This window comes from Halopseudomonas sp. 4NH20-0008 (genome assembly GCF_057548395.1).
This window is the reverse complement of the sequence record NZ_BAAJMD010000022.1, coordinates 1-24,419: the sequence shown is the minus strand read 5'-3', so window position 1 is coordinate 24,419 and position 24,419 is coordinate 1. Positions and strand designations below refer to the sequence as shown.

General features: G+C 54.4%; 18 protein-coding genes. 14 read left to right on the top strand and 4 right to left on the bottom strand.

The window, feature by feature from the left end; all coding sequences use genetic code 11:
* The 7 genes from AC27HQ_RS16385 to AC27HQ_RS16355 form a co-directional block, all read left to right on the top strand.
* Nucleotides 1-901 (top strand): hypothetical protein (locus tag AC27HQ_RS16385; protein ID WP_487157281.1); only part of this gene is annotated, 901 nt, incomplete at its 5' end.
* Between the two features lie 94 nt (nt 902-995).
* On the top strand, nt 996-1,517 hold the full coding sequence (locus tag AC27HQ_RS16380) for a hypothetical protein (RefSeq protein ID WP_487157280.1): 522 nt from the start codon (nt 996-998) through the stop codon (nt 1,515-1,517).
* A 177-nt stretch (nt 1,518-1,694) separates the two neighbouring features.
* Entirely contained in the window at nt 1,695-2,264 is a 570-nt protein-coding gene (locus tag AC27HQ_RS16375) for a hypothetical protein (protein WP_487157279.1), read from the top strand.
* Between the two features lie 303 nt (nt 2,265-2,567).
* A complete protein-coding gene (locus AC27HQ_RS16370) occupies nt 2,568-2,996 on the top strand; it encodes an Lcl C-terminal domain-containing protein (RefSeq protein WP_487157278.1) in 429 nt (142 codons plus the stop codon).
* A gap of 122 nt (nt 2,997-3,118) precedes the next feature.
* Nucleotides 3,119-3,676 carry a hypothetical protein gene (locus tag AC27HQ_RS16365; protein ID WP_487157277.1) on the top strand — a complete coding sequence of 186 codons (558 nt, stop codon included), beginning with the start codon at nt 3,119-3,121 and terminating at the stop codon, nt 3,674-3,676.
* A gap of 822 nt (nt 3,677-4,498) precedes the next feature.
* Complete coding sequence (locus tag AC27HQ_RS16360) at nt 4,499-5,284, top strand: TetR/AcrR family transcriptional regulator (RefSeq protein WP_487157276.1); 786 nt, start codon at nt 4,499-4,501, stop codon at nt 5,282-5,284.
* A 9-nt stretch (nt 5,285-5,293) separates the two neighbouring features.
* The gene (locus AC27HQ_RS16355; protein WP_487157275.1) at nt 5,294-6,211 is read left to right on the top strand and encodes a DUF1295 domain-containing protein; all 918 of its coding nucleotides are present in this window, start codon (nt 5,294-5,296) and stop codon (nt 6,209-6,211) included.
* 406 nt (nt 6,212-6,617) lie between these two features.
* Here AC27HQ_RS16355 and AC27HQ_RS16350 read toward each other — a convergent pair whose 3' ends face one another.
* Nucleotides 6,618-7,322: a C39 family peptidase gene (locus AC27HQ_RS16350; protein WP_487157274.1), complete on the bottom strand. Its 705-nt coding sequence runs from the start codon at nt 7,320-7,322 to the stop codon at nt 6,618-6,620.
* Between the two features lie 313 nt (nt 7,323-7,635).
* On the opposite strand from AC27HQ_RS16350, the gene AC27HQ_RS16345 reads away from it, so the two are divergent.
* The 3 genes from AC27HQ_RS16345 (at nt 7,636) to AC27HQ_RS16335 (ending at nt 15,067) form a co-directional block, all read left to right on the top strand.
* Complete coding sequence (locus AC27HQ_RS16345) at nt 7,636-9,315, top strand: ShlB/FhaC/HecB family hemolysin secretion/activation protein (protein ID WP_487157273.1); 1,680 nt, start codon at nt 7,636-7,638, stop codon at nt 9,313-9,315.
* Nucleotides 9,316-9,378: 63 nt separating this feature from the next.
* Entirely contained in the window at nt 9,379-14,211 is a 4,833-nt protein-coding gene (locus AC27HQ_RS16340; protein ID WP_487157272.1) for a two-partner secretion domain-containing protein, read from the top strand.
* 19 nt (nt 14,212-14,230) lie between these two features.
* Nucleotides 14,231-15,067 (top strand): sulfotransferase family protein, encoded by an 837-nt coding sequence (locus AC27HQ_RS16335; RefSeq protein WP_487157271.1) that lies wholly within the window; start codon nt 14,231-14,233, stop codon nt 15,065-15,067.
* Between the two features lie 4 nt (nt 15,068-15,071).
* Here the strand turns inward: AC27HQ_RS16335 and AC27HQ_RS16330 are convergent, their stop codons facing one another.
* Both AC27HQ_RS16330 and AC27HQ_RS16325 read right to left on the bottom strand, forming a co-directional pair.
* Complete coding sequence (locus AC27HQ_RS16330; protein ID WP_487157270.1) at nt 15,072-15,749, bottom strand: PAS domain S-box protein; 678 nt, start codon at nt 15,747-15,749, stop codon at nt 15,072-15,074.
* Between the two features lie 14 nt (nt 15,750-15,763).
* Complete coding sequence (locus AC27HQ_RS16325) at nt 15,764-15,922, bottom strand: hypothetical protein (protein ID WP_487157269.1); 159 nt, start codon at nt 15,920-15,922, stop codon at nt 15,764-15,766.
* Between the two features lie 317 nt (nt 15,923-16,239).
* On the opposite strand from AC27HQ_RS16325, the gene AC27HQ_RS16320 reads away from it, so the two are divergent.
* The 4 genes from AC27HQ_RS16320 to mrtJ all read left to right on the top strand — a co-directional run bounded on the left by AC27HQ_RS16320 (nt 16,240) and on the right by mrtJ (nt 22,030).
* Nucleotides 16,240-17,535, top strand: coding sequence for an MgtC/SapB family protein (locus tag AC27HQ_RS16320; protein WP_487157268.1), 1,296 nt, complete (start codon nt 16,240-16,242; stop codon nt 17,533-17,535).
* A gap of 234 nt (nt 17,536-17,769) precedes the next feature.
* On the top strand, nt 17,770-19,122 hold the full coding sequence (locus tag AC27HQ_RS16315) for an MFS transporter (protein ID WP_487157267.1): 1,353 nt from the start codon (nt 17,770-17,772) through the stop codon (nt 19,120-19,122).
* A complete protein-coding gene (gene ggpS, locus AC27HQ_RS16310) occupies nt 19,106-21,370 on the top strand; it encodes a glucosylglycerol-phosphate synthase (RefSeq protein WP_487157266.1) in 2,265 nt (754 codons plus the stop codon). The genes AC27HQ_RS16315 and ggpS overlap by 17 nt, the downstream gene beginning before the upstream one ends.
* Before the next feature lie 186 nt (nt 21,371-21,556).
* Nucleotides 21,557-22,030 carry a JDVT-CTERM system glutamic-type intramembrane protease MrtJ gene (gene mrtJ, locus AC27HQ_RS16305; protein WP_487157265.1) on the top strand — a complete coding sequence of 158 codons (474 nt, stop codon included), beginning with the start codon at nt 21,557-21,559 and terminating at the stop codon, nt 22,028-22,030.
* A 68-nt stretch (nt 22,031-22,098) separates the two neighbouring features.
* Here the strand turns inward: mrtJ and AC27HQ_RS16300 are convergent.
* Nucleotides 22,099-24,419 (bottom strand): choice-of-anchor F family protein (locus AC27HQ_RS16300; protein ID WP_487157264.1); only part of this gene is annotated, 2,321 nt, incomplete at its 5' end.

Genomic DNA, 24,419 nt, shown 5'->3' with positions numbered 1-24,419 from the left:
AACAGTATTTATCAGTGCAGACAATAGCAATGCTCCACATATTGATCCGAGCCAAATTGCAAGATGGTTATCTGGAATGGCGCATGTCGTTGTCGAACCTTCAAGAGCATTTTCATTTAGATTAATGAACGAAGTTTTTAATGAGAATGCCTATGGCGGTGCGGTAGCAATATATTGGCCTGATGGGGTTGGGAAGTGGTTATTCCTTCCAAAGGATGAGTTTATAGATCCTAAAGCGATGCAGGTTGCGATTTCCAGAAAAGTAAGAAGCTCTTTGCTTTCTCAGAGAACAAAGAGAGAGTGCCGATGGGGATTTGTTCAAGAACTGAGTTCAAAGAAGAAGCTGCATGCCTTAAGGGAGTCTGGCTCAGACAAAGTTGAAGACTATGTTGCTCTTTTTGACAAGGAGATCGGTGCGAAAGATGAAGAAATTCAAAGGCTAGAATATGAGGTGTCACGTCTAAAATATGGAGGGCACTCATCCTCTAGTGATGAGAGTACACTTAAGGGCAGTATTATCTTGGATGGGGCTGAGAAAGATCTTTATCAAGCTGAGAGGCTCTCGATAGTCATGGATGCACTTAACAGCGCGAAAGAAGCTTCTGAAAAGCATAGTAGGCGATGGGATGTGATTTCCGATTTAATTGAAAAAAACAGTCAAGAAGGAGAAAGAGATATTTTGTTAGAACGGCTAAAGGAATTGCTGCGGAATTATACATCAATGAATTCGGCAAACAGAAAAGAAATTGAAAGCATGGGGTTCGATATTTCCGAAGAAGGAAAACACTATAAATTGGTCTTCCGGAATGATCAGAGATATTCATTTACTTTGTCAAAGACTGGTAGTGATCACCGTGGTGGGCTCAATGCATTTTCCGACTTGAGAAGAAGGATTTTCTAACAAATCGCTGTTGGTGGACGCACCTATGCTGCGCACCGGTGCGCCGCAAAGCTCTGCGTTAGCAGCGATGTAATATTAAATTAGGTATACATTTATGATTTCCCATGTATTTATCCGTTCTAAATTTATTCTAATTATTTTCATGTGCGTATTCTTGGCATCCTGCGCAGGGCCCAGCGCACTAATGAGAGTTCATGCCTATGACGGGCCTGAAAATGGTGCAGATGAGATAGCGACAGTTTTTGCTGTCTGGGGTGGCTTTGCAGGGGAAAGAACGACTATATGCTCCGTGGATGGTGTAAATTATTGGAAGATGGGACTTTATAGTGACTGTCCATCTGTGGTCTATGTTAAGCCAGGGGAGCATAAAATTAGTGTTAAATATAATTATGCTAATTATTATGGAAATATCGAGCTGGATATTAATGTAGCTTCTGGTAGGGTTTATAAAATTGAGGCGCGTTCTCTAGATGGGTTAAAAACCGCCACTTATGAGATTGTTGAGATGCCTTTGGGGTTCGAGCTCAGATATAAAGATATTATGCCTATTCCGTTAAAAGAAAAATTTATTGCTGAAGGCGAGCAGTTGGTTTTGCCCGCAGATACAAATTATTAAATACAGCTAAAAGCTATTTAGGTATGTGGAAAAATAGTTAACTAATACAGATTCTGGCGCATCCAAGAGTAATTATTGGTGGATTAAAGTTAGTTCTAAAATTTTGTCTTCCCTGGTTTATGTGGGATCTCGTTTTTCCATGATCATAGTATTCCAGATTTTAATTAAGGTGTTCTAATGAGATTTCTAAATATATTGTTAGTCAGTACGATTGTGCTCGGCGGTTGCACTTCAATGGGTAGGTTTGAAGCAGAAACAAAATTAGATGAAAGTAGTGAATCGATAGTTGTTCTTGGCGTTTCGCCAGAAAATTACAGGGTTTCTGTTTTTCCAGGAAGTGTAAAAGAATCACGTTTTTATCAGAATCCATTAAGAAATGCGGTGGTCTATGCGGGCGCAGTTGATGGATACGTTGTTTTTAAAGCAAAAAGAGGTGAGACGCTAGCCATAACAAATATAAGAGTTGTTCGAGATGATGGTTCTCTGATGGGTGCCGACTTCATACCATGTGAAAATAACAAAACTTTAGTTTTTGAGGTTCCTGCAGGGAAGGTAATTTACCTTACAGATATTAGCTATATGAGCCAGAATAGTGGTTTAAATATTCAGATTATGGATAATTTTGATCAGGCAAGGATGTATGTCGATACAGAATTTCCAAAGTATGCTGGACGGCTTGAAGGTTGGGATTTTGAAATGGTACCTGTATCCGGGTCATGTACAAGAACGATCTATGTGACTTATTAATTTGTTTTCAAATAACGGTTTTGGGGCAGAACGATAATATTTTAAATTTCATCTGCCCCTGGTTTTCTATCTGTCTGCACAGAGTTCAAAGGGGGGGCTACCCCTTTCCCACGGACGGCTCTAGAACGGCTGGCTGTTTCTTGTCTTGCCGGGGCAAAACGGGCAATGGAAATCATCAGGCAGGCGCCTATACTCAGTTCAGGTTTCGAATGTGGAGGGCGGGTTTTCCCGGCTCTATCTGGGCAAACCAAAGCGCTGTGTCTCGCGTAACGATGTAGTTGACGGCATACCTTGGATACCGACATGAAAAAAACAATGATTGCATCGATAGTCACCACCCTGATGAGTTCGGCAGTTATGGCGTCGACCAACTGGATTGATCCGCCCGGCGACACCTGCCCGGCCATGAGCGGCAAAGGCGTTTGTGCGGCTAACTGGGTCGATGCGACAGCGATCTGTGAGTCAGTGGGGGCAAGATTACCCACGATTGGCGAGCTGCGTGTGGAAGTGCAAAATTGCGGTGGTGTGTTGAACGATTTGCAGCAAAACAGCCGTAACGATGGCTATAAAAGCTGCTTTCAAACGGCAGGCTTTTCGATGAATGGTAGCTATTGGTCGGGTACGGAAGAAAGTGCCGGCTCTGTTAATGCCTGGTATTTGGGTTTTCACTTGGGTAATGATCGGGCGGGTGACAAGGGGAGTGTAACCAGTGTGCGGTGTGTGAGTCAGTAACTTCAGGTATAGATCGAGTGACCGCTGTTATAGGGGTAGTTTGGGTCAGATGAATATTAATTCTAAACTTTCATCTGATCCTGGTTTATGTACAAGTGATGGATTCTCATAAGCGGGCAGGTATGAAAACGTACTTCATTTATACGAGAAAACAACGATCTACGGCTCTTTTGCTTGTTTTCAATGCGGGTGTGGCTCTCCTTTTATACTTGGCAGCACACAAATATCTCCCTATTTTGACGAGTGATATAAATGCGTTAATAGAATTTTTTGCTGTTCTTGATATCGCTATTTGGATCGTTGAGGCTGTTTTGCTTGGATTGGCGCTGTGGTTTTGGTTTGAAAATAAGCAAATCAGAGTGTCTGTTACGCCAACTATTTTGTCCTATTTTGATCCCACCTTCAAAGATGTGGATTGGAAGGTGAATGTTTTTGATATTGCGGAACTAAAGCAAGTTAGTGATGTAAGAAAAGATTTTTTCTCCAATATAATAGTGCTCAAAAATGGGGAGCAGAAGCAATTAATGTATGGAAATTATCGTGGGTTTGACCGTCGCGCTTTCTTCGACGCGCTTGTATTAGCTAATCCAAAAATAATTATTCCAGACAGTATTTATAGCTACAAAATTCAAAGACCATCATGGGCCAAGCGTATTCGGAAAAAATTTGGATTGGATTAGTTTTTTAAAAAAATAAGAACGCAAGCGGAGACGCTTACAGTAAGTCGCTATTGTAAAAGAAGAAATACAGTAAAAGGTGACAGGTATCATTCAATATTCTTTTTTGCCCTCGGTTTTACAGCTCAACACGGCAGGTGTTAGCAGTAACTATTACGACAGGACGTCAAGACATGCGAGCAGATTGGGATGATGCCCCGCTCAGGGTAAAAGGTGACCGCAAGGCTAACCGTGATGGGCCGGTGATTGTTATAGTGCTTTTTGTAGCTGGTGCATTGGGTTTTGCCCTGTACACCGATAGGCTACCCTTCAGTAATCCCTTTCAATCCGGCCTACCAGCAAGCCCGCCAGAACCAGCTGAGTCGCTAACCTGGTCTGCAGGATCATCTCAGCAGAGTGAGCCTGTTACGCAATGGCCACCTGCTTCGGCTCATGTATGGTCAACGGACCCTGCGTACCCTGATCAAAGTTCTTCAGGCAGGCAGACCAGTTTCAATGAGTTGAATTACCGACCATCCAACCAGATCAATATCATTGCCTCTGCTCCTGTTGCCCAGCCCAGTCGCTCAACAAGCCAAGGCGCCCAGGGTTTGAGCGGCAGCAATGTGGCCCATTTTCAGTGGGTTGATGCCCGCGGCAGAATCACTAGGTGGAACACGACGTTCAGTTACCGGGGTGGACTGATCAACAACAGCAGTTTTTGCCTGGAGCAGGGCAGGGGTTCCATCGAATACCGAGAATGTCGCAAAGGAGCCCGTGAATGGTTGAAGGACCGTTGTCGCACTCCTCAAGATATCTCTTCTGAGTGGCGGCAAATGTATTGCCGTGCCCACTCCGGCTTCCGCACCTGAGCGGGGCAAACAGCCCCGCCATCCCTCAGATCGCCAATCTACTTCAGGCCATTCCTGCCCCTTCCGGATTGCAAAAGCAGCCAAAAAAACAATCCCCTTGAGTTCTAAGACGACTGGTCATATTATTCCGGCCATGAGCAGAACAGCCGATCCAACCTACATTCCAGAATGCCTGATCAGTGCAGGTCTCGACCTGTTTATAGGCCAGGGTTACAACGCCACGGGTATTCAGCAGATCACTGCCCATGCCGGTGTGCCGAAGGGTTCCTTTTACAATCACTTTGCCGGCAAGGAAGCCTTTGCGGCCTTGGTTGTGGCGCGTTATGCCGACAACAATGAAAAATCCTGGGAGCTGATGATGTCCACGGCGCCCAGTGGGCCGCTGGAGAAGATTCATTACGTCTTTAAGCAGATGATTGCCTATCACGAGCACGGCGAGCGGCTTTGTGGCTGCCTTATAGGTAACTTTGCCGGTGAAATCGCTTTGTCCAGCCCGGCCTGTCGCGCTGAGTTGCTTAAAGCCCAGGCTGCCTGGCGGGACCGTCTTGCAGAGTTGATTGTGCAGGCACAAGCAGCGGAGGTCGTGCGAGCCGATATTGATGCCACGATGCTCTCCGAACTGACCTGGAATCTGTGGGAGGGCGCGCTTCTTCGGATGAAGATCGAAGGGTCTATTCGGCCGCTCAAGCAAAGTATTGCTCTGATTCTTGACCTGTTCTATCCGCCCGTCAGCGAGCCGGTGGCCGCGCTCAACAAATAAGGTTTCCCCATGAAATACGTTTCCTCGCTTATCCCATTAGCCTTGGGTTTCCTGGTGCTGCTCCTGTCTGACAGCCTGCGTGAGACGAGTCTGATCAACGCGGCACTACAGTGCATTCTGTTTGCCCTGGTAGTGTGCCTTCCGGCCTGGCTGACAGGGCGTATGTCCTATGTTGATATTGGCTGGCCCTGGGGTTTGGTGGTGATTGGTGTGGTGGTTTATTTTTACGGGCAAGGCGATGCCATGCGGGTCACCCTGGTGAGCATCGCCTATCTGTTCGCTGGCGGAAGAATGGGCGTTGACGCCTTGAGAATGTGGTTGTCCGGCGAGTTGAAAACCGAGCTGCCACGCTATGAATATCAGCGTCGCCGCTGGGAAAAGAACGGCAAGACCAATGCGCCCCTGGTCAAGCAGGTTGAGGTGATCTCCCAGGGCATGGCGTATATGTCCTTTCTCGCCCTGCCTGCACTGATCATTGCTTCCAACCCGCAAAGCAGTATTTCTGTTTTTGAGGTTATCGGTCTGGCGTTGTGGTTTATGGCGTTCGCCATGGAGTCCCTTGCTGATCGCCAAAAACATGCCTTTATCAAGAATATGAAAGCGGCTGGTGAAGCCAACAAGGTCTGCAACGTAGGGCTGTGGAAGTACAGCCGGCACCCAAACTACTTCGCCGAGTGGATGGTATGGAATGCGTTGGTGATTGCTGCCATTCCGTCCTGGCTGGCACTGTATGACAGCGAGGCATTGGCGATCTGGGTTCTGCTCGGTGCAGGCTTGTTGTTTGCTTCACGCATCATGTATGTGACGCTGGTGTACTACACCGGTGCGGTGCCTGCGGAATATTATTCTGTTAAAAAACGTCCCGAGTACAAGGCCTATCAACAGAGCACCAATATGTTCTTTCCTGGGCGCAAGAAACAAGGTTGATCGCTCAATGGCATTGAAATACGGCTGACCTTCAGGTCAGCCGCTCATTGCTCAGGCATTCAGCAGTGCGCTCCTTCAGAAATGCGAACTCGGTCGCTGACGCCCTGAACTGCAACATGCCCCAAAATGACAGCAACGCACAGGGAGCAGGTTCGGTTGATTGATGTTTCGATAGCGGTTGTGCTGGTCGCTTTTTACTTGGGCTTCAAACGTTACGCGCCCTTTGACTGGCAGGTGACCGCTGCAGCGGCCGTTATGGCGGTCTAACTGGTTATCTATCTGGCGCTCCCACCCCAGCTGGGAGTCACTTCACCGCAGACCGGCAAGCTGTTTGCCCTGGTGCCGGTGCTGTCCTTTGCAGCCATTCTGTTTCCTGAGCTGGCTGTGCGTATCTTGGCTATGAGTCTCAGTAGACGCGTATATACCAGTAAGCCTGCATAAGCGATGCGATCGAGCCGCCTGTGTACTCAACGCGACCTGCATTCCTGATGTTTTCATTGGATGGCCAAGGGTCCCGGGCGACGACTGACTGAATGATCGGCCCGTTATGGGAGACTGTATAGCTGGCGGCAGTGATGACAACGGCGTGCCCGCTGTTTTCGCCCGTGCGGTATCCCACTATGACCGGTCTACCATTGCTCAATTCCTGCAATAAAATGCTTGGGGCAGGTGCGCCCCAGTTTAATGAGGCCTGAACGCTGTACTGACGGCCGGTATTGTCGACGCTCCAGTTGTTCAAGTTGGCTGTGATCGCTTGAAAGCTGCCAGGCCAGTCAGGGAGGTTGCCATAGGGGTCTATGCCATAGGTCCTGGCGACGATCTGTGGTTGAGTGATGCTGACGCCATAGTAATTCAATACCATCTGAATAGAGGCGGCCCAGCACCATTGAGAGTTTTCTTGCGCTGCCGCCACAAAGTTCATACGGGCGGAGGGTATGCCGACATATTGTGGCTGGTAGCTGTTATAGGGCGGTGAATAATGTTGAGCGAAGGCATTTACCGAGACAGCAAGAAGCATGCATGCAATCAAATGGTTAAGGAATTTTCTCATTTTGTGCCCTTTATATTGTTGAGTGTTGGCCACTATCAGTAAGCAAAGGCCGTTGCTCATTCGCAAACGCATCAGCGTCCGACACCCGCAAACATAAGCTCGCTGGCACCGCTGTACACACAAATGGCTTTCAAGACATCGAGAGGAAATCAGCTTGTCCTTAAGCGGGGGCTGGCATCCTGCCATCTGAATTGACGATATATCATAATCTCTGAGCTGGCCAGTTTTAGGCGATTTTTTGCGGCTGAGATGCCAGTTGGGCGCCACCCCCATCCTTGATTGAAAAATCCTCCTGTTTGCTCAGATTTGCTCAGAATGCACCGGAGTTAAGCCGACTATAGTAAGGCAATCTAATATCACTTAAGGCGATAAAGTGAAGTCGACTCTTACTCTGGTTGCAGCGTCCATGGGCCTGCTGATGTGCGCACCGATCTCGGCCCAGACTCTGCCCAACGCGGGCTCACTGAATCAGCAAATCGAGCGCGACCTGCCTGCGCGCGCGGTTGAATCGGCACCTGAGCTGCGCATTCAACAGGACAGCGCTGCCCCCGCGCCAGCCGGTGACCAACAAACCCTGCTGGTCAAGAGCCTGCGCATTACCGGCGCACGAATTTATAGTAGCGAGCAATTGCTCGCGGTCACCGGTTTTAGCGCCGAGCGTGAGCTGAACCTTGGCGAGCTGCGCGGCTTTGCTGCGGCTATTTCCGGGTATTACCGGGAGAACGGCTACCCGCTGGCCCAGGCGTATTTGCCGGCGCAGGACATCGTCAATGGTGAGGTGACCATCGCGGTACTTGAAGGCGAGTATGGTCAGGTCAGCCTGCGTAACCAGAGCAGGCTGACCGATGGTGTGGCCAACGGCTTGCTGGCGGGTTTGAACAGTGGAGACAGTATCGCTCTGGCGCCGCTGGAAAGTCGGCTGCTGCTGCTCTCGGACATCCCCGGCGTTGAGGTGAGATCGACGCTGGTGCCCGGCGCTTCAGTCGGGGCTGCTGACTTGATTGTGGATGTGCTGCCGGGGCAGCGTTTCAACGGCACGCTGTCGCTGGATAATCTGGGTGACCGTTATACCGGTGAAAACCGTGTCGGGGCCTCGCTGGGTTTCAATGACCCGACCGGACGCGGCGACCTGCTGAGTCTGCGGGTGCTGAGTTCCGATGCCGGCCTGCATTATGGCCGCGTTGCTTATCAGTTACCCTTCGGCCGCCTTAGTACAGGGGTTGCCTACTCCTACATGGAATACCGTCTGGGCAAGGAATTCGACAGCCTGGATGCGGACGGTACGGCCAGTATCACCAGTCTGTTTGGCAACTACGCGTTGATTCGTTCGCGCGGCCACAACCTTAACCTGCAGTTCAATCTGGAACACAAGGACTTTAGGGACCGGGTGGACGTCACCTCAACGGTGGCCGACAAGCAGGTCCAGGTGGCTATGCTCAGCTTGAGTGGCAATGCCCGCGACAGTCTCGGTGGTGGTGGCTTGAACACTTACGCGTTGACCTGGAGCACTGGCGAACTGGATATTCGTAATGCCGAGGTGCGAGCCCTGGACGCCGCCACCGCGCAAACGGATGGCCGTTACAACAAGTTCGGCTTGAACCTAGCCCGGCTGCAATACGTAAACGAGAGCCTGTCGTTGTACGCCGCCTTCAACGGTCAGATCGCGTCAACCAATCTGGATACCTCGGAGAAGCTCGGGCTGGGTGGTGTATCCGGCGTGCGCGCCTATCCCAGCGGTGAAACCTATGGCGATCAGGGTTATGTGGTCAATCTGGAGGCGCGTACGCCATTGCGCGATCTGTCAGCGCGCGTGCCGGGGCACGTGCAGTTGCTCGGCTTTGTCGATAGCGGTCGGGTGAGGCTGAACAAGTCTGAATGGGACAGCAGCAGCAATTACCGCAGTCTGCACGGCACCGGCATCGGTTTGAACTGGACCGAGCAGGACGATTTTGCGGTTAGCGCGACCTGGGCCCACCGCCTGGGCAATGAGCCTGTGACCTCGGCCCCGGACGATAAAAGCCGTTTCTGGCTGCAGGCCGTCAAGTATTTCTGAGCGCGAGCTGCGGCTTGCGTGTAAACCGATCAATGATTGCCCCATGAAGTAGGGAACCATGCCATGAACCACATCTACCGTACGATCTGGAACGAGAAGACCGGAACCTGCGTTGCCGTCTCCGAGCTGGCTAAATCCAGTGGCAAGAAAGCTTCGAGTGTGTGCGGTGACGTGGAGGGTGGTGGCCTGGGTCTGAAGACCCTGGCGGCCTCGCTGTTGCTGGTGTTTTCATTACCGCTTTACGCGCTGCCCACTGACGGCGTGGTCACTGCGGGCAGCGCCACCATCAGCTCGGGCCCCGTTAATATGACGATCAACCAGTCCAGCCAGAATGTGGCGCTGAACTGGCAGAGCTTCAATGTCGGTCAGGGCGAGGCGGTGCAGTTTGTGCAGCCAAACAGCAGCTCGGTGGCCCTTAACCGGGTGCTGGGTGCCGATCCTTCCAGCATTCTTGGCAATCTTTCGGCCAACGGTCAGGTGTTTCTGATCAACCCCAATGGCATTGTGTTTGGCCAGGATGCCTCGGTGAACGTCAACGGCCTGGTGGCCTCTACCCTGGATATCAGCGACGCCGATTTTATGGCCGGTGAATACACCCTTACCGGCGACAGCGCTGCGGCCGTGCTCAACCAGGGCCAGATCAATGCCGATGGTGGCTATGTTGTGTTACTGGGCAAGGATGTCAGCAACCAGGGTGTGATCAGTGCGCGCCTGGGCACGGTGGCGCTGGCCGCCGGTGAGGCGATTACGTTGGATGTGATGGGTGATGGTCTGCTGACGGTCAGTATTGATCAGGGTGCGGTGAATGCCCTGGTTGCCAATGGCGGTCTGATCCAGGCTGACGGCGGGCAGGTGCTGATGAGCGCCCAGTCGGCGGGCAATCTGCTGAATACCGTGGTCAACAACACCGGCGTGGTGCAGGCGCAAACCATCGAGAACCGCGACGGGGTTATCCGACTGCTGGGCGATATGCAAAGCGGCACCGTCAATGTGGCCGGGACGCTGGATGCCAGCGCACCTTCTGGCGGCGACGGTGGCTTTATTGATACCTCGGCGGCAACCGTGACCGTGGCGGATGATACCCAGGTCACCACGGCTGCAGCCGAGGGTTTGACCGGCAGCTGGCTGATCGACCCGACCGACTACACCATCGCCGCGACGGGTGGTGATATCACCGGCGCGGTGCTGTCAGCCAATCTGGCCAATACCGACATCACTATCCAGAGTATTTCTGGCGTTGCCGGCACGGCGGGCGACGTCAACGTCAACGATACCGTTACCTGGTCGGCCAACAAGCTCACGCTCAACGCCCAGAACGACATCAACATAAACACCGAGATGAAAGGCTCCGGCACGGCCAGTCTGGCCCTGGAGTACGGCCAGGGCGCAGTGGCGGCAGGCAACACCAGCAGTGTCAACGTGAATGCGCCTGTTAACCTCGCGGCGGGCGAACACTTCAGCACCCGGCAGGGTTCAGACGGTGCCACGGTCAATTACACGGTGATCACCAGCCTGGGCGAAGAGGGTAGCGTAACGGCGACCGATTTGCAGGGCATGAATGGCAACCTGGCCGGCAACTATGTGCTGGGTGCGAGCATTGATGCTGCGGCTACCTCTGGGTGGAACAGCGGAGCGGGCTTTACGCCTATCCACGGCTCGGAACTGGTCGAATTTTTTGAGGGCTTCTTTTTCACCGTGCCCTTGCCCTTTACCGGTGTTTTTGATGGTTTGGGCCATAACATCAGCGGTTTGACCGCGGGCCAATCAACGCTGGGCGCTGCTGGCCTGTTTGGTTTCACTGGAACCACGGCCGAGATTCGCAACGTGGGGCTGGTAGGTGGGAGTGTGTCCGGAACAGGTATAACGGGTCCCCTGGTAGCGAGTAATCAGGGGCTTGTCAGCAACAGCTACTCTAGCGCTACAGTGCTGGGCGATCTGGCTAACAGCACGAATGTCGGCGGCCTGGTGGGCCTTAACTACGGTTCGATCATCGACAGCTACGCCACAGGTACCGTAAATGGTGCGCGTAATGTCGGTGGTCTGGTTGGTAGCAATGGCAGGCAGGGTGATGATAGCCAGACCGGTTTTATCATCAGAAGCCACTCTAGCGGGGCGGTGACGGCGGGCACCTATCATTCGGGTGGGCTGGTTGGCAGTAACGGTGATGCGGCGAGTATTGTCGACAGTTATGCCAGCGGTTCGGTATCGGGCGCAAAGAACGGTTCTGGCGGCCTGGTTGGCCAGAACTACGGCAGTATCAGCAGAAGCTATGCGAGCGGCTCAGCAACCAACGTACAAGGCTTTGTAGGTGGCTTGGTCGGCGTCAATGGCGGGCCGGGTACGATTACGCTGTCCTATTCAACCGGCGCCGTATCAGCGGCCAATAATTTCGGCGGGATGGTGGGCAGGAGCTTTGGCGCGGTTGGGTCTATCAATAACAGCTACTGGAACACCACGACATCCGGCCTGGAGACCAGTGCTGGCGGCACCGGGCTTACCTCGGTAGAGATGCAGACCGCGGCCAATTTCGCGGCTTTCAATTTCACCACTACGCCTGGGGCGACCGGCAACAACTGGGTGATGGTGAATGTTGACGGGAGTCTGAATAACGCCGGTGGCGCGCTTGGCGCGACGCGGCCAATGCTGGCCTCGGAATACTCGACAACCATACGCAACCTGCACCAGTTGCAGCTCATGAGCATGGATCTGGGTGCGAGTTACACTCTGGTTCATGACCTCAATGCGGCGGCAACCGGCACGGCCGCCGATGTCTGGTCCAACAGCTTTATCCCGGTGGGTTACAACGGCACCCCGTTCACCGGTCAAATCAACGGCCAGGGCAATAGCATCAGTAACCTGACCATCAATCGGCCCTTGGCGGATGGCGTTGGTCTGATCGGCGCATCCTTCAATGCGTTGATTCGCGACCTGGGGCTGGTCAATGCCAGTGTGACCGGTCGCGATCTGGTCGGCGGGCTGATTGGACATGCAACCTTGGGCAGTGTGATCAACAGCTTTACGAGCAGTGGCCAGGTCAACGGAGCCAATGCGGTAGGCGGCCTGATCGGTTTCGCCAACACCACCATCATTACCGACAGTTATTCATCCAATACCGTCAGTGGCAATAACCAGGTCGGCGGCTTGTTTGGCTGGACCAATGGCGGTATCAGCACCAATCGCAACTATGCGTCCGGTGCGGTTACCGGTACCGGCAGTTTCGTGGGTGGGCTGGTCGGCGAGAACGGCTTTGCTTTTACCATCAACAACAGTTATGCGACCGGCACAGTCAGCGGGGTTGATGGAGTAGGTGGCCTGGTGGGTTACAACAGCAATAACGGTAACGTGACGAACAGTTACTCCAGCGGGGCGGTCTCGGGCAGCACCAATGTCGGCGGACTGGTGGGGAGCAATATCAGTACGGTGAGTGCCAGCTTCTGGAATACCGACACGTCTGGTCTGGATACCTCGGCTGCTGGCATCGGCATGTCGACAGCAGATATGCAGGCTCAGGCTAACTTCAGTTCGGCCACCGATGCCAACGGTAATGTGAGTCCGAACTGGGATTTGGCCAACACCTGGTTACTGAATGAGGGCAACACATCACCCTTGCTGCGCTCGTTCATGACGCTGCTGACCGTGACGGTCAACTCAGACAGCAAAACCTATGACGGCCAGGCTTACGCTGGCGAGAACAGCGTGAGCTATTCCTTCGCCCCCGATGGCACTCTGCTCCAGGGTACCCTGACCTATGGCGGGAACGCGCAAGGTGCGGTCAATGCGGGGAACTATGCCATGTCGGCCAGCGGTCTTTATTCGACCGATCAACATGGCTATATCGTCAATTTTGTGGATGGCGCACTAACGGTGGACCCCGCCAGCTTGACTGTGTCGACCAGCAATGTCAGCAAGGTTTACGACGGCGGTTTGACTGCTGCAGGCGCGCTCATCCTGACTGAGGGCAGCCTGTTCGGCGACGACGCGCTCGCTGGTGGCAGCTTCGCCTTCACCGACGCAAATGTGGGCAGCGGCAATAAAACCGTGGCTGTTAGCGGTGTGACGGTGACCGACGGTAACAGCGGCGGTAACTACATCGTCAGCTATGCCGATAACACCACCAGTACCATCAGTCCTTTTATTGTCAGCCTGAGCGGTAGCCGCGTCTACAATAGCACAGTCGATATCGGCGCTGAGGATGTGACCACGGGAACCCTGGTAGGCGATGAAACCTTGTCCTTGGCGGGCAGTGGATCGGTGGCTGACAAGCACGTTTCTGATGGCAAGACCTTGACCCTGGGGAGTCTGGCTCTGGTCGATGGCAGCAACGGCGGTCTGGCGAGTAACTACAGTTTTGCAGAAGATGGCCACACGGTGGACATCACGCCCGCTGCGCTTACTTTGTCCACCACGGATGTCGTCAAGTTGTTTGATGGCACCACTGACGCGGATGGGACAGCGATTGTTGTTGCCGGTACTCTGTTTGATACGGACGCCATCAGCGGCGGTAGTTTCGCCTTTACCGATCCAGGTGTGGGTGTGGGCAACAAGACCGTGACCGTCAGCGACGTCACCCTGACCGATGGCAATCTGGGCGGAAACTACAGCGTCAGCTATGCCAATAACACGACCAGCAGCATCACGGCACTCGACCCCGTGATCTCTGATGCCACACTTGTCCTGCTGCAGAATATCCGTGCGACGGCAACGGCATCGGGATCGACTGCGCCTGATCTATCGCCTGCAGCCATTCAGGCGCTGTCCGGGCTGCCTTTAGCAGGGGTTGATGCGAGCAGTCTGGCAGGACTTGGCCGTATACTCGTCAGTAACGGCATCCGACTGCCTCCGGGTTTACAACCAGAGGGCCTGGAGGAAGACGATGATGATAACCAGGCTAACTAAACTGGCGGGATAAAACGTTATGACGCCCAACTTTATCGGTGTGGCCGGCCTGCCGCGAGCTGGCTCCACCCTGCTGTGCCAGATGCTGGCGCAGCACCCGGAGGTGCACTGCGAGGGGCATAGCTCGCCGTTGTGCAACATGCTCCTGGGTATCCGCCGGATGGTCAGTGATGATCAGTTCTTTCTGGCCCAGCTGGATAACAGTTTCGATAGCAGCTACGGCCATCTGGCCTCGGCCATGCAGGGTTTTTTGCGCAGTTGGCACCCCGACAGCGGCACGAAGGCGGTCGTAGACAAGAACCGCGCCTGGCTGCATTCGATCGAGCTGCTGCTGCAACTCGCCCCGGAGGCCAAGCTGATCATCTGCATTCGGGAACTGGGGCAGATTTACGGCTCGATCGAGGCGCAGCATCAAAAGACCATTCTGGTCGATTTTGTTGACCACCTGGCTGACTACGACCGCTTCGGGCGGGCTGATATGCTTTTTGCCAAGGACAAGGCCATCGGCGCCCCGTTGATGTCATTGAATGCGGTGCAGGATCTGCCGGCCAAGGTGAAAGAGCGCCTGTATTTTCTGCGCTTTGAGGATCTGATGGCCCAGCCAGCGGCTGCCATGTCGCACATTTACGCCTGGTTGGGCCTGTCACCGCTGGAGATCGATCCGGGCAATCTGCCGGTCGGTATCCGCGAGAGCGACAGCCACTACCGGATGAAGTATCTGCACAAGCAGTCCAACGGCATCACTGCGCCTCGTCAGCACGAGATCCCGCCGCGCATCCAGGCGCATATCGAAAAGGCCTGCGCCTGGTATTACGATCTGTACTATCCCGGAGTGTTAAAGCGAAACGACCGCTAGTCTCTTACCGGCCAATCTCGATTTTTTCGTAGAAGCGGTAGCCAAGGCCACGCAATGTGGCTACTGGCAGCTGCATGCCTGGACAGGCCGTTTCGACTTTTCGGCGCAGGCGGCGCATCTGGGTGTCCAGCCGACGTTGATCATAATGTCGATAATCCTGTCCGAGCGCCCTTACGATGGTCTCACGAGAAACGGCCTCCGTGCTGCCCGCCAGGGTCAGCAGTACGGTGTAATCCTGGGCTGATAGCGGGATAGCTGAGTGGGCCGGGGGGATCAGACGTGGCGGCGAGCTGGATAGCTGCCAACAGGCTGAAGTGTCGTCATCGGTGTTGTGGCTGACGTCCCGAGCCACAGCGACTCTCACCTGATCGCTCTCCGACCAGCGTGCGGTCCACAGGATATTAGCAATATCACCATTTTTACGCCGATATCGGTTCTCGAAGCGGCGTTGCAGATAGCCTTCCTGAACGCGCTTGACCGCCTCCAGCGTCCTGGCTCTGTCCTCTTCATAAACAAAGTCGATCATCGGTTTGCCGATCATTTCTTCGGGCGCGTAACCAAAAATATGCTCACAGGCCCCGGTAATGGAGACAAAGTAGCCTTGTGCGTCGACGATGCAGATGGCGTCGAGCAGCATGTCCAGTAACGCTGGCGTGGGGGGGCTGCCGGGTAGATTTGTCATTGTGGGTTTGATCGTCAGGCTTTGGCCGGACGCCCGGGCAGAGGGTAGGGCTGTTGGCGGCTAAGGGCTTTGATGCTGTCAGGACGTTCTGCGGTAACCACTTCAAGACGTTGTGAGCGCGGCATGGCGTGTATGCGGCCAGTCTCGTAAGGGGGCGAATCGTGTTTGCTCACAGTAACACCACCGGATTCAGTCTTTTGGGTTCATTGGCATCCGAGTTTTCATCCCGGCTTTTTTTTTGAATATCATGCGCCTATCAAAGGGAGCAAGTAACAAAAAAAGAGTAACAGTTTGAAATGAAAACAAGCCACAAAATCGCCATGGCGGTTTGCCCTGGATCAGTCTCGCCGTTGTTCCAGGATGACTCTGGCATTGCGCTGACGGCGGTAAAGTCTCCTCTGCAAGATTGTCGGGCTAATGCCTGAGCAGCCCTGGCTGGGGGTCTGTATGCTATCAACTGGATATTAGACCAACACAGGACAGCGCACCCATGATGGCATACACAGGCGATATACCCGGCTTGCTGGTCGCTCTGGCGGTTGGTTTGATCATTGGCTTTGAGCGTGGCTGGCAGTCGCAGAATGCGCGCGAGGGTGAAGGCAGTGGTGCTGTCGGACCGGACGCTGATGACATGATGGCGGCTATGGGTATTCGTACTTTTGCTTTGCTGGGACTGCTGGGTGGTGTCGCTGGCGAGCTTTCCGCTGTGACCTCGGTTTGGGTGTTGGCGGCCATCTTGATCGGGGTGGCGGCCCTGTTGGTGGCAGGATATTGGCAGACGGTTCGTGTTACCGGCGACATCGGTGCAACAACCGAAGTAGCTGCCTTTTTGACCTGCGCACTGGGCGCTATGGCATCACTTGGCATGCCATTGGAGGCGGTGATCGCGGCAGTTGGCGCCACTGTTTTATTGGGTTTCAAGCGTGAAATACACGGTGCTTTGCAACAGTTATCGCGACATGAGTTAACTGCGTCACTGCAGTTGCTGGTCATTATGCTGGTGATATTGCCGCTGTTGCCTGATCGAGCCATGGGACCCTGGGAGAGCCTGAATCCAAGGGTCATTGGCTGGCTGGTGCTGTTGGTCGCGGGTATTGGCTTTGTAGGCTATTTTGCGGTGCGTATTCTGGGTGATCGTGTGGGCCTAACGCTGACGGCGTTTCTGGGTGGCTTGACCTCCAGTACCGCGCTGACGCTGAGCTTCTCGCGCATGTCTGCCAAGGATATTCGTCGTCAGGCGCTGTTGGGAGCGGGGATTGCCTTGGCCTGCGGAACAATGGCACCCCGCGTTCTGGTTGAGGTGGCTGTTGTAAACCCTGACCTGTTGATGCCGTTGCTGCCGGGTATGTTGCTGCTGGGGATCATTCCTCTGGTGGCAATGGGCGTGGTGCTCTGGCGCTTCAAGGGCGGTGAAGTGGCGTATCAGCCGGCCATGAATAACCCGTTGGAATTGAAATCGGCACTGCTGATTACGGCGGCGCTGGCAGGGGTATTTGTGATGTCCAATGCGGCGCAGGCATGGTTTGGTGACAACGGCGTTTATGGGCTGGCGATTCTATCCGGTGTAGCCGATGTGGATGCTATTACGGTGGCCTTGGCCAATCAGGCCAATGACGGGCTGGCTGACAGGGTTGCCGCGCGCGGTATTCTGCTTGCCTCGCTAACTAATACTCTGGTCAAGGCATTCATTGTGCTCTCCGTTGGCGGTTGGTCATTGGCGCGATGGGCCAGCAGCATATTGTTATTTGCAGTGGCCGCCGCAGCCACGGGGTGGCTGTGGATATGAGTTTGTCAGGTCGTTATTCGGTGTGATTGCCAGCCGGAGATATCAGGCCGAGTTGAGGTGCAATTAGCCTTTGATGGGCAACCGGCAAAGCAACCACCGGATTTTTAGGGCTGGTATCCACGCACCAGCTGGGGTATGGTTTTTTAAGAATCATACTAATTTCAAGCACTTCGCTTTAACCAGCGTTTTACACCCCCTGCCTGAACCCGTTTCGCAAAACAGGGATTCAGCTGCATGATCAAGATTCTGCTGCCCATTGCAGCCCTGCTCTCCGGGATCGCTCTGCTGTTGCTGGGCACCGGCCTGCTCAATACCTTACTGGCCCTGCGTGGCAGTGGTGAGGGATTCACTGACCAGACCCTGGGTCTGCTTGGTTCAGCCTACTTCGCGGGATTTATTCTTGGGACCTGGCTGTGTCCGAAGCTGATTCGGCGCATGGGCCATGTGCGGGCCTTTGCCTTTCTGGCCGCTGCCGAGGCGGTGTCGATTCTGCTGCATGCCTTGCTGGTGGAGCCTTTTACCTGGCTGGTTCTCAGGGTCGTTACCGGTGTTGCGCTGGTGGGCATCTATACCGTGATCGAGAGCTGGCTCAATACCCAGGCGCCAGCTGATCGGCGTGGTCAGGTGTTTGCCCTGTACATGGCGGTCAATCTCGGGTCGCTGGCGCTGGCGCAGCAACTGCTGCGGCTGGACAGCCCCATGGCCTTCAGTCTGTTTGCCCTTGCGGCGATGCTGGTCACCGCGGCCCTGATGCCAGTGGTGGCGACGCGCTTACCCCAACCGGTGATCGAGAATACCCCCGGCCTGTCGCTGCGCAAGCTCTGGCAAGCGGCGCCGGTGGCCTGCAGTGCTGCACTGTTGTCAGGCTTGGCGATGGGTGGATTCTGGGGCCTGGGGGCAGTCTATGCCGGCCGCATGGGCATGGATACCGGGCAGATTGCGACCTTTGTATCGCTGGTGATTATTGCGGGCGCGGCCATGCAGTGGCCGTTGGGTATGTTGTCTGATCGCGCCGACCGGCGTCTGGCGCTGGCGATCATTTCGGCTATCGCGGTGACGGGCGGATTACTGATGGCGCTGCTGGGTCAGTTTGGCCAATGGTTGTTACTGGCGGCGGCGGTATTTGGTGGCGGCGCCTTTGCTGTGTATCCGGCGGCGGTGGCGCATCTGATCGATCATCTGAAACACGCGGATATTCTCTCCGGCAATGCCTCGTTGCTGATGCTGCACGGACTGGGTGCGGCAATAGGACCGGCTTTGGCTGGTGCTGTGATGGGCATAACGGCACCGCTGGCTTTGCCGCTGTTCTTTGCGGTGATGTTTGGCCTGTGCGGGCTCTATGCCCTGTCCCAGGCGCGGCGCGGTGCAGATCGGATCGTTGATGAACCCGCTCACTTCATTCCCATGGTCCGCACCTCGCCAGAGGTGCTGGGCATGATGCTGGAGGATGCCGAGACGGCAGCAAGCCCATCGGGCGAAGCACCCTCTGGGGCTGAAAACCCATCCGATGGTGTCCATTCCGACGCTGTTGATTCAGACATTGATCACCCTAAACCCGGGAGTAACGCCCATGATTCTGGCCACTGACCTTGATGGAACCTTTCTTGGCGGCGACCCCGACAACCGCCAACGCCTGTATCAACTGATCGATGCCCATCCGGGCATCAAGCTGGTGTTTGTAACAGGCCGAGGCCTGGAAGTGGTGGTGCCGCTGCTGTCTGATCCAGCGATTCCGCGCCCGGATTACATCATCTGTGATGTTGGCGCCACGGTAGTCGATGGCGACACCCTGCAGGCGGTGTATCCGCTGCAGAGCGAGATTGAACAGACCTGGCCCGGTGAGCAGGTGGTGTTACAGTCGATGGCCGCCTTTGACGGCCTGGAGCGCCAGAATGTACCGCAGCAGCGCCGCTGTTCGTACTTTTGTGAGCCGGGCGCGGTAACCGATGAGATTCGTGACGTGGCCGAGAAGCTGGGTTGTGATCTGTTGTTTTCCGCCGACATGTATCTGGACTTCTTGCCCCGTGGTGTAAACAAGGGCAGCACCCTCAAGCGGCTGATCAGTCATCTGGAAGCCGATTTTGATGATGTACTGGTGGCTGGCGACACGCTGAACGATCTGTCGATGTATGAGCAGGGCTTCAAGGGCGTGTGCGTCGGTGAGTCTGAACCCGGTCTGCTGGAGGCCACGGCTGACCGGGCCAAGGTATTGCATGCTCGGCTCAGTGGTTGTGGCGGTATTCTTGAGGCGTTGGGACACTTTGGCTTTCTTGGGCCGATGGGGATCGACTCCGAACTGCCGGGGCTGGGCATCAAGGGCAAGGCCGATCTGGTGATGGTTTATCACCGTTTGCCCTATGAAGAGGTGATTGAGGACGGCCAGTTGATTCGTCGGCCACCGTCGTCGCCCAACGGTATTCTGCCAACCCTGTTGAGTTTCTTTGCCCAGGGCCAGCAGGGCTCCTGGGTTGCCTGGTCGATACATGATCCGCGCAAGGACCGGGCCTTTGAGGTGCACACCAGTGTTGACCGTGAGCGTTACGCGAATCTGGTGGCCGCACGTGTGGCCTTGAGCAAGAACGATGTGGATGTGTTCTACAAGCGCTTTTCCAAGGAGGCCTTCTGGCCGACCCTGCATACCTTCTGGGAGCGGGCGATTTTCCGTGAGGAGGACTGGGAGGTCTTTCTCAAGGTCAATCTGCTGTTTGCCGAGCGTACCGCGGCCGAGGCCGCCGAGGGCGCAGTGGTCTGGCTGCACGACTACAACCTGTGGATGGTGCCCGCCTATTTGCGGCCGCTGCGGCCGGATCTGACCATCGCCTTTTTCCACCATACCTATTTCCCCTCCGCTGACGTGTTCAACGTGCTGCCCTGGCGCCGCGAGATCGTTGGCAGCCTGTTGCAGTGCGACTACATCGGCTTTCATATTCCGCGGCAGTCGGAAAACTTTGTCGATGTGATTCGCGGTGTGGCGCCGGTCGAGGTGCTTACCAGTCAGGATTGCGCGCCGCGTTTTCTGACCTATGGCTGCGCCGTGGGGCTGGGCAGGATGACCCGCAGCATCTCGGTGCACGGTCGGCATATCGGTCTGGGTGCGCACCCGGTGGGGCTGGATATCGGCCGGGTGCACGAGGTGATTGAGCAGCCCGCCTGTCAGGCGCAAATGGAAAAGTTACGCGAGCAGCTCAAAGGGCTGCGGGTGGTGCTGTCGGTCGAGCGGCTGGATTACACCAAGGGTATTCTGGCCAAGATGCTGGCCTTCGAGGCCTTGCTCGACGCCCATCCGGAGCTGGTCGGCAAGGTCTCGCTGTTGACCATCTGCGTCCCGGCGGCGGCTGAAATGACCATCTACGACACGCTGTTGCAACAGATTGAACAGGCGGTCGGGCGGATCAACGGGCGTTTCTCCCAGGTCGGCTGGACGCCGGTGCATTTCTTCTACCGCGCCTTTCCGTTCCGCGACCTGATCGCCTATTACCTGATGGCCGATGTGATGTGGATTACCCCGCTGCGCGACGGACTGAATCTGGTCGCCAAGGAGTATGTCGCGACCCAGGGACTCTGTGAGGGCAGAGGCGTGCTGGTGCTGTCGGAGTTCGCCGGCGCGGCTGCCGAGCTGCACGGCGCGCTCTTGACCAACCCCCACGACCCGCATGACCTACGCGACACCCTGTATCTGGGTCTTACCCTCGGTCGGGCCGACCGCGAGTCACGTATCCGGGCGATGTTTGCGATCATTCAGCATAACGACATCAAGCGCTGGGGTGATGAGTTTCTGCAGGCGGTCAGGGATAGCCGTCAGGAGGGTGCGGAGTATCTGGCAGCCAATACCTGACTGCGTAAAGTCGGGTGCTGTGGGGGGCAATGTGGCCGCGTTTCCAGTTGGACAAGCTATCGGAATGGCGCAGAATGGATGCTGTGCAGAGTCGTATGTTCGTATCGATGCAGTTCTTGTGTATTGGGTCCTCCATGTCTAGTCGTTCAGATGGTCTGGCTAGAACCCTTTTCGGTTGGAATGCCTGTGAATCAACATGATTTAAAAAGAATATGTGGTTTGCGGTTGGCGTATGGTCTGGAAAAGGATGTTTTATTTCTTGCATTATTCTTTGCCGGACTGCCTGTTGCCTGGATTTTGGCCTCCACTGGATGGATTGCGCTGCCAGAAACCAATAAGCATTTAGCGTATTTGTCTATATTGCTGTGGTTCCCTCTGATCGAGGAATTGGCTTTCCGAGGTTTTGTGCAGGGGATGGTCGGTGACCGGGACTCGGGTAAAGTGTGTTGGTGGGGAGTCTCCCGAGCAAACTTGGCAGCTACTCTATCCTTTACACTTTGGCACTTTATATATCACCCCTCTCTTTTTGTATTTTCTCTTATCGTGCCCTCGCTTATTTTTGGCTTCTTCCGTGAGCGTTATGACTCCCTTGTACCTGCAATTATCCTTCACGTTGGCTACAACGGTTTTCTCCTTCTGGCCGTTGAGTTAACGCTCTGATTACGATGGCTTGCATACAAAGAAAGCCCCAGCATGAGCCGGGGCTTTAAGGTTAACGCTACGATGAGTTACGGCTTTTGTCGGCTCAGGCGTTCACGTGTTGCGATACCCCCTAGTGCCAGTAACAGGAGCACTATCAGGGTGGGGTCAAATGGTGCGCCGGGGTTATAGCTGCAACCGCCACCGCCGCCACCACCACCACCACCATTGCTAGGCTCTTCCTCTTCTGGCGGCAACTCATCAATTCGGACAGTAATCAATGCCGCGTTTGAGGTTTTGCCATTAGCGGTAACAACGTAAGTAAAACGATCCAGACCAGTAAAGCCGGTCGCTGGCGTGTAAACCACGGCGTTATTTGCAATGACAGCGCTGCCGGTCAGCGGGGCATCCAGGATTGCAACCAGTGCTTCACCGGGCGGCAAACTATCGTTAGCAAGCACATCAATGGTTACGGCTGTGTTGATGAAAGTGACTGCAGAATCATTTGTCGCCTGCGGTGCTTCCGGGTCCGGATAGGGGTTGATACGAATAGCCACAGTTGCTTCGTTGGATGTCTGGCCATCGACGGTCACACTGTAGGTGAATGAAGCCAAGCCTATAAAACCGGCGTTGGGCGTAAAGTTCACAGTGTTATCCAACTGCAGGGATGCAATCCCTCCAATACCAGCATTCAGGTTCACGGTCTGGACTGAGCCAACCAAGTCAGACAGCAACTCCCCATCCAGCAAGTCATTTGCCAGAATATCAAGATTGAGCACTTCGTCGCCTGAATTGTAGAAGGGACTGTCAGGGTCATTTTCAAACATTGTGCTCAAATCGTTTAAGGCAACGGGTACGCCTGTATTGGCCATATAACTGGAAAGTGCAGGTGCCGGATTGGTTACCCAGGCCGGAATGTCATTTCCTACCACTGCGCCAAGATCGGAGGAAGATACCCCGGTTACCCGTAGCGTGATGTTTTCGAATTTGGGGACGCCATTGTCGTCAAGGATGCCATCACTTATGTATATGAAGAAATCCATATTCTGGGTGGCCAGATCGTCTGCCAGAATCGACGCATAGCGTACTGGATTGTCACCTTGAGACGGATCAATGCCTAATAGCTGCGCTGCCCATTGCGTGAGCTGGTCCGTTTCTACAATCCCGAAAGGAGAAAGCCCGGAAGCGTCACCTGACAGACCATAGCGCCAATCACTCCCGTCCCACCACGCCTCGATAGCATCCGATTCGCCCTCAGGATTGCCATCTTCATATCGTGAGATTGAAGTGGGAGCAAGTGAGTCAGACAGCATATAACCGAAAACGCCATTATCAATGCCAGAGCCTCCTGCCTGGGCGTCAACCATACTGAAATGATTCAGTGTTATCGCTCCGTAGGCACCATCTGATCTGAGGTCCTCACCGCTTCCAATATAAGTAGACTTGTCACCGTCTGCTAAATCACCGGGCGGGAGGAAGCCGGCCGCCGCATCGTCAAAGAAGCCCGGTTCGAAGCGATCGCGAGAGCCGTCATCAAATGCTTTCGGGGAAAAAGTGGAGTATCTGCTTGGATTCCATACCCTGATATCCGGAGCTCCAGTGTTGCCATCGAAGAACTCTCTAGGCACAAATTCACGTAGCTCGAATGCTACGCCGTCCTGGTCAAAATCAAACTGTTGGAAGTCATTGCCAATGCCGTGGCCAAGCTCTACGTTAATGGCAACCCAACGTTCATCTGAGTTGTTAATCACTTTTTGGATGACACGGTAAATCCGACCAATGCCAAACTCCTCGCGGAATTCAGCAAGGGCTTCGCCACCGTCTTCATTTGGATCTTTGACTCCCTTGTAGCGGATGTCTTGCATACCGACATCAAAAACCAAATCTATAGGGGTGTCAGCCTCAACGATCTCAAGAAAGTATCGTTTGGAGCTACTCTCGGGATCGCTACAGGTTTTGGGGATGATAGTCCCCGGGAAGTCTTGAGATTCACGCTCACCAGATGCCATCAGGCAATTGTTGGTTGGGAAATCGAAGTCATCCGTGACAGCTTGTATCCCGGGTCCGCGGCCACTGCCATCATCAAGTTCCCAGTAGACCTGTGCGGGGCTATTGGCATCCCAGATTCCGCCAGGTGCAGCCGCAGCAGCTTTGGCGGCGGCATCAGTGTATATGTAGGTTTTTGCCGTTGCCCCGGCAACACCATCTATGGTCAATCTGTTTACTTCATTCCACTCCGTCAGGCGTGGTACTGACACGTCTGCATAGGTGGTGGGTGTTGGTACTTGCGCAACAACGTCAGCTACTAGCAATACTGACCCTATGGCGCCTGCAATAAGCGCTTTTCTGGTAAGTGAGTTCTTCCCGCTCAGCCCTTCAGGGCTGCTAGTTCTTCGGTGCTTGTAAATCA

Excerpts from the sequence above, each read along its gene's own strand:
- AC27HQ_RS16380 (WP_487157280.1), top strand. The coding sequence starts at position 996 with ATGATTTCCCATGTATTTATCCGTTCTAAATTTATTCTAATTATTTTC.
- AC27HQ_RS16375 (WP_487157279.1), top strand. The coding sequence starts at position 1,695 with ATGAGATTTCTAAATATATTGTTAGTCAGTACGATTGTGCTCGGCGGT.
- AC27HQ_RS16370 (WP_487157278.1), top strand. The coding sequence starts at position 2,568 with ATGAAAAAAACAATGATTGCATCGATAGTCACCACCCTGATGAGTTCG.
- AC27HQ_RS16365 (WP_487157277.1), top strand. The coding sequence starts at position 3,119 with ATGAAAACGTACTTCATTTATACGAGAAAACAACGATCTACGGCTCTT.
- AC27HQ_RS16355 (WP_487157275.1), top strand. The coding sequence starts at position 5,294 with ATGAAATACGTTTCCTCGCTTATCCCATTAGCCTTGGGTTTCCTGGTG.
- AC27HQ_RS16350 (WP_487157274.1), bottom strand. The coding sequence starts at position 7,322 with ATGAGCAACGGCCTTTGCTTACTGATAGTGGCCAACACTCAACAATAT.
- AC27HQ_RS16340 (WP_487157272.1), top strand. The coding sequence starts at position 9,379 with ATGAACCACATCTACCGTACGATCTGGAACGAGAAGACCGGAACCTGC.
- AC27HQ_RS16335 (WP_487157271.1), top strand. The coding sequence starts at position 14,231 with ATGACGCCCAACTTTATCGGTGTGGCCGGCCTGCCGCGAGCTGGCTCC.
- AC27HQ_RS16330 (WP_487157270.1), bottom strand. The coding sequence starts at position 15,749 with ATGACAAATCTACCCGGCAGCCCCCCCACGCCAGCGTTACTGGACATG.
- AC27HQ_RS16320 (WP_487157268.1), top strand. The coding sequence starts at position 16,240 with ATGATGGCATACACAGGCGATATACCCGGCTTGCTGGTCGCTCTGGCG.
- AC27HQ_RS16315 (WP_487157267.1), top strand. The coding sequence starts at position 17,770 with ATGATCAAGATTCTGCTGCCCATTGCAGCCCTGCTCTCCGGGATCGCT.
- ggpS (WP_487157266.1), top strand. The coding sequence starts at position 19,106 with ATGATTCTGGCCACTGACCTTGATGGAACCTTTCTTGGCGGCGACCCC.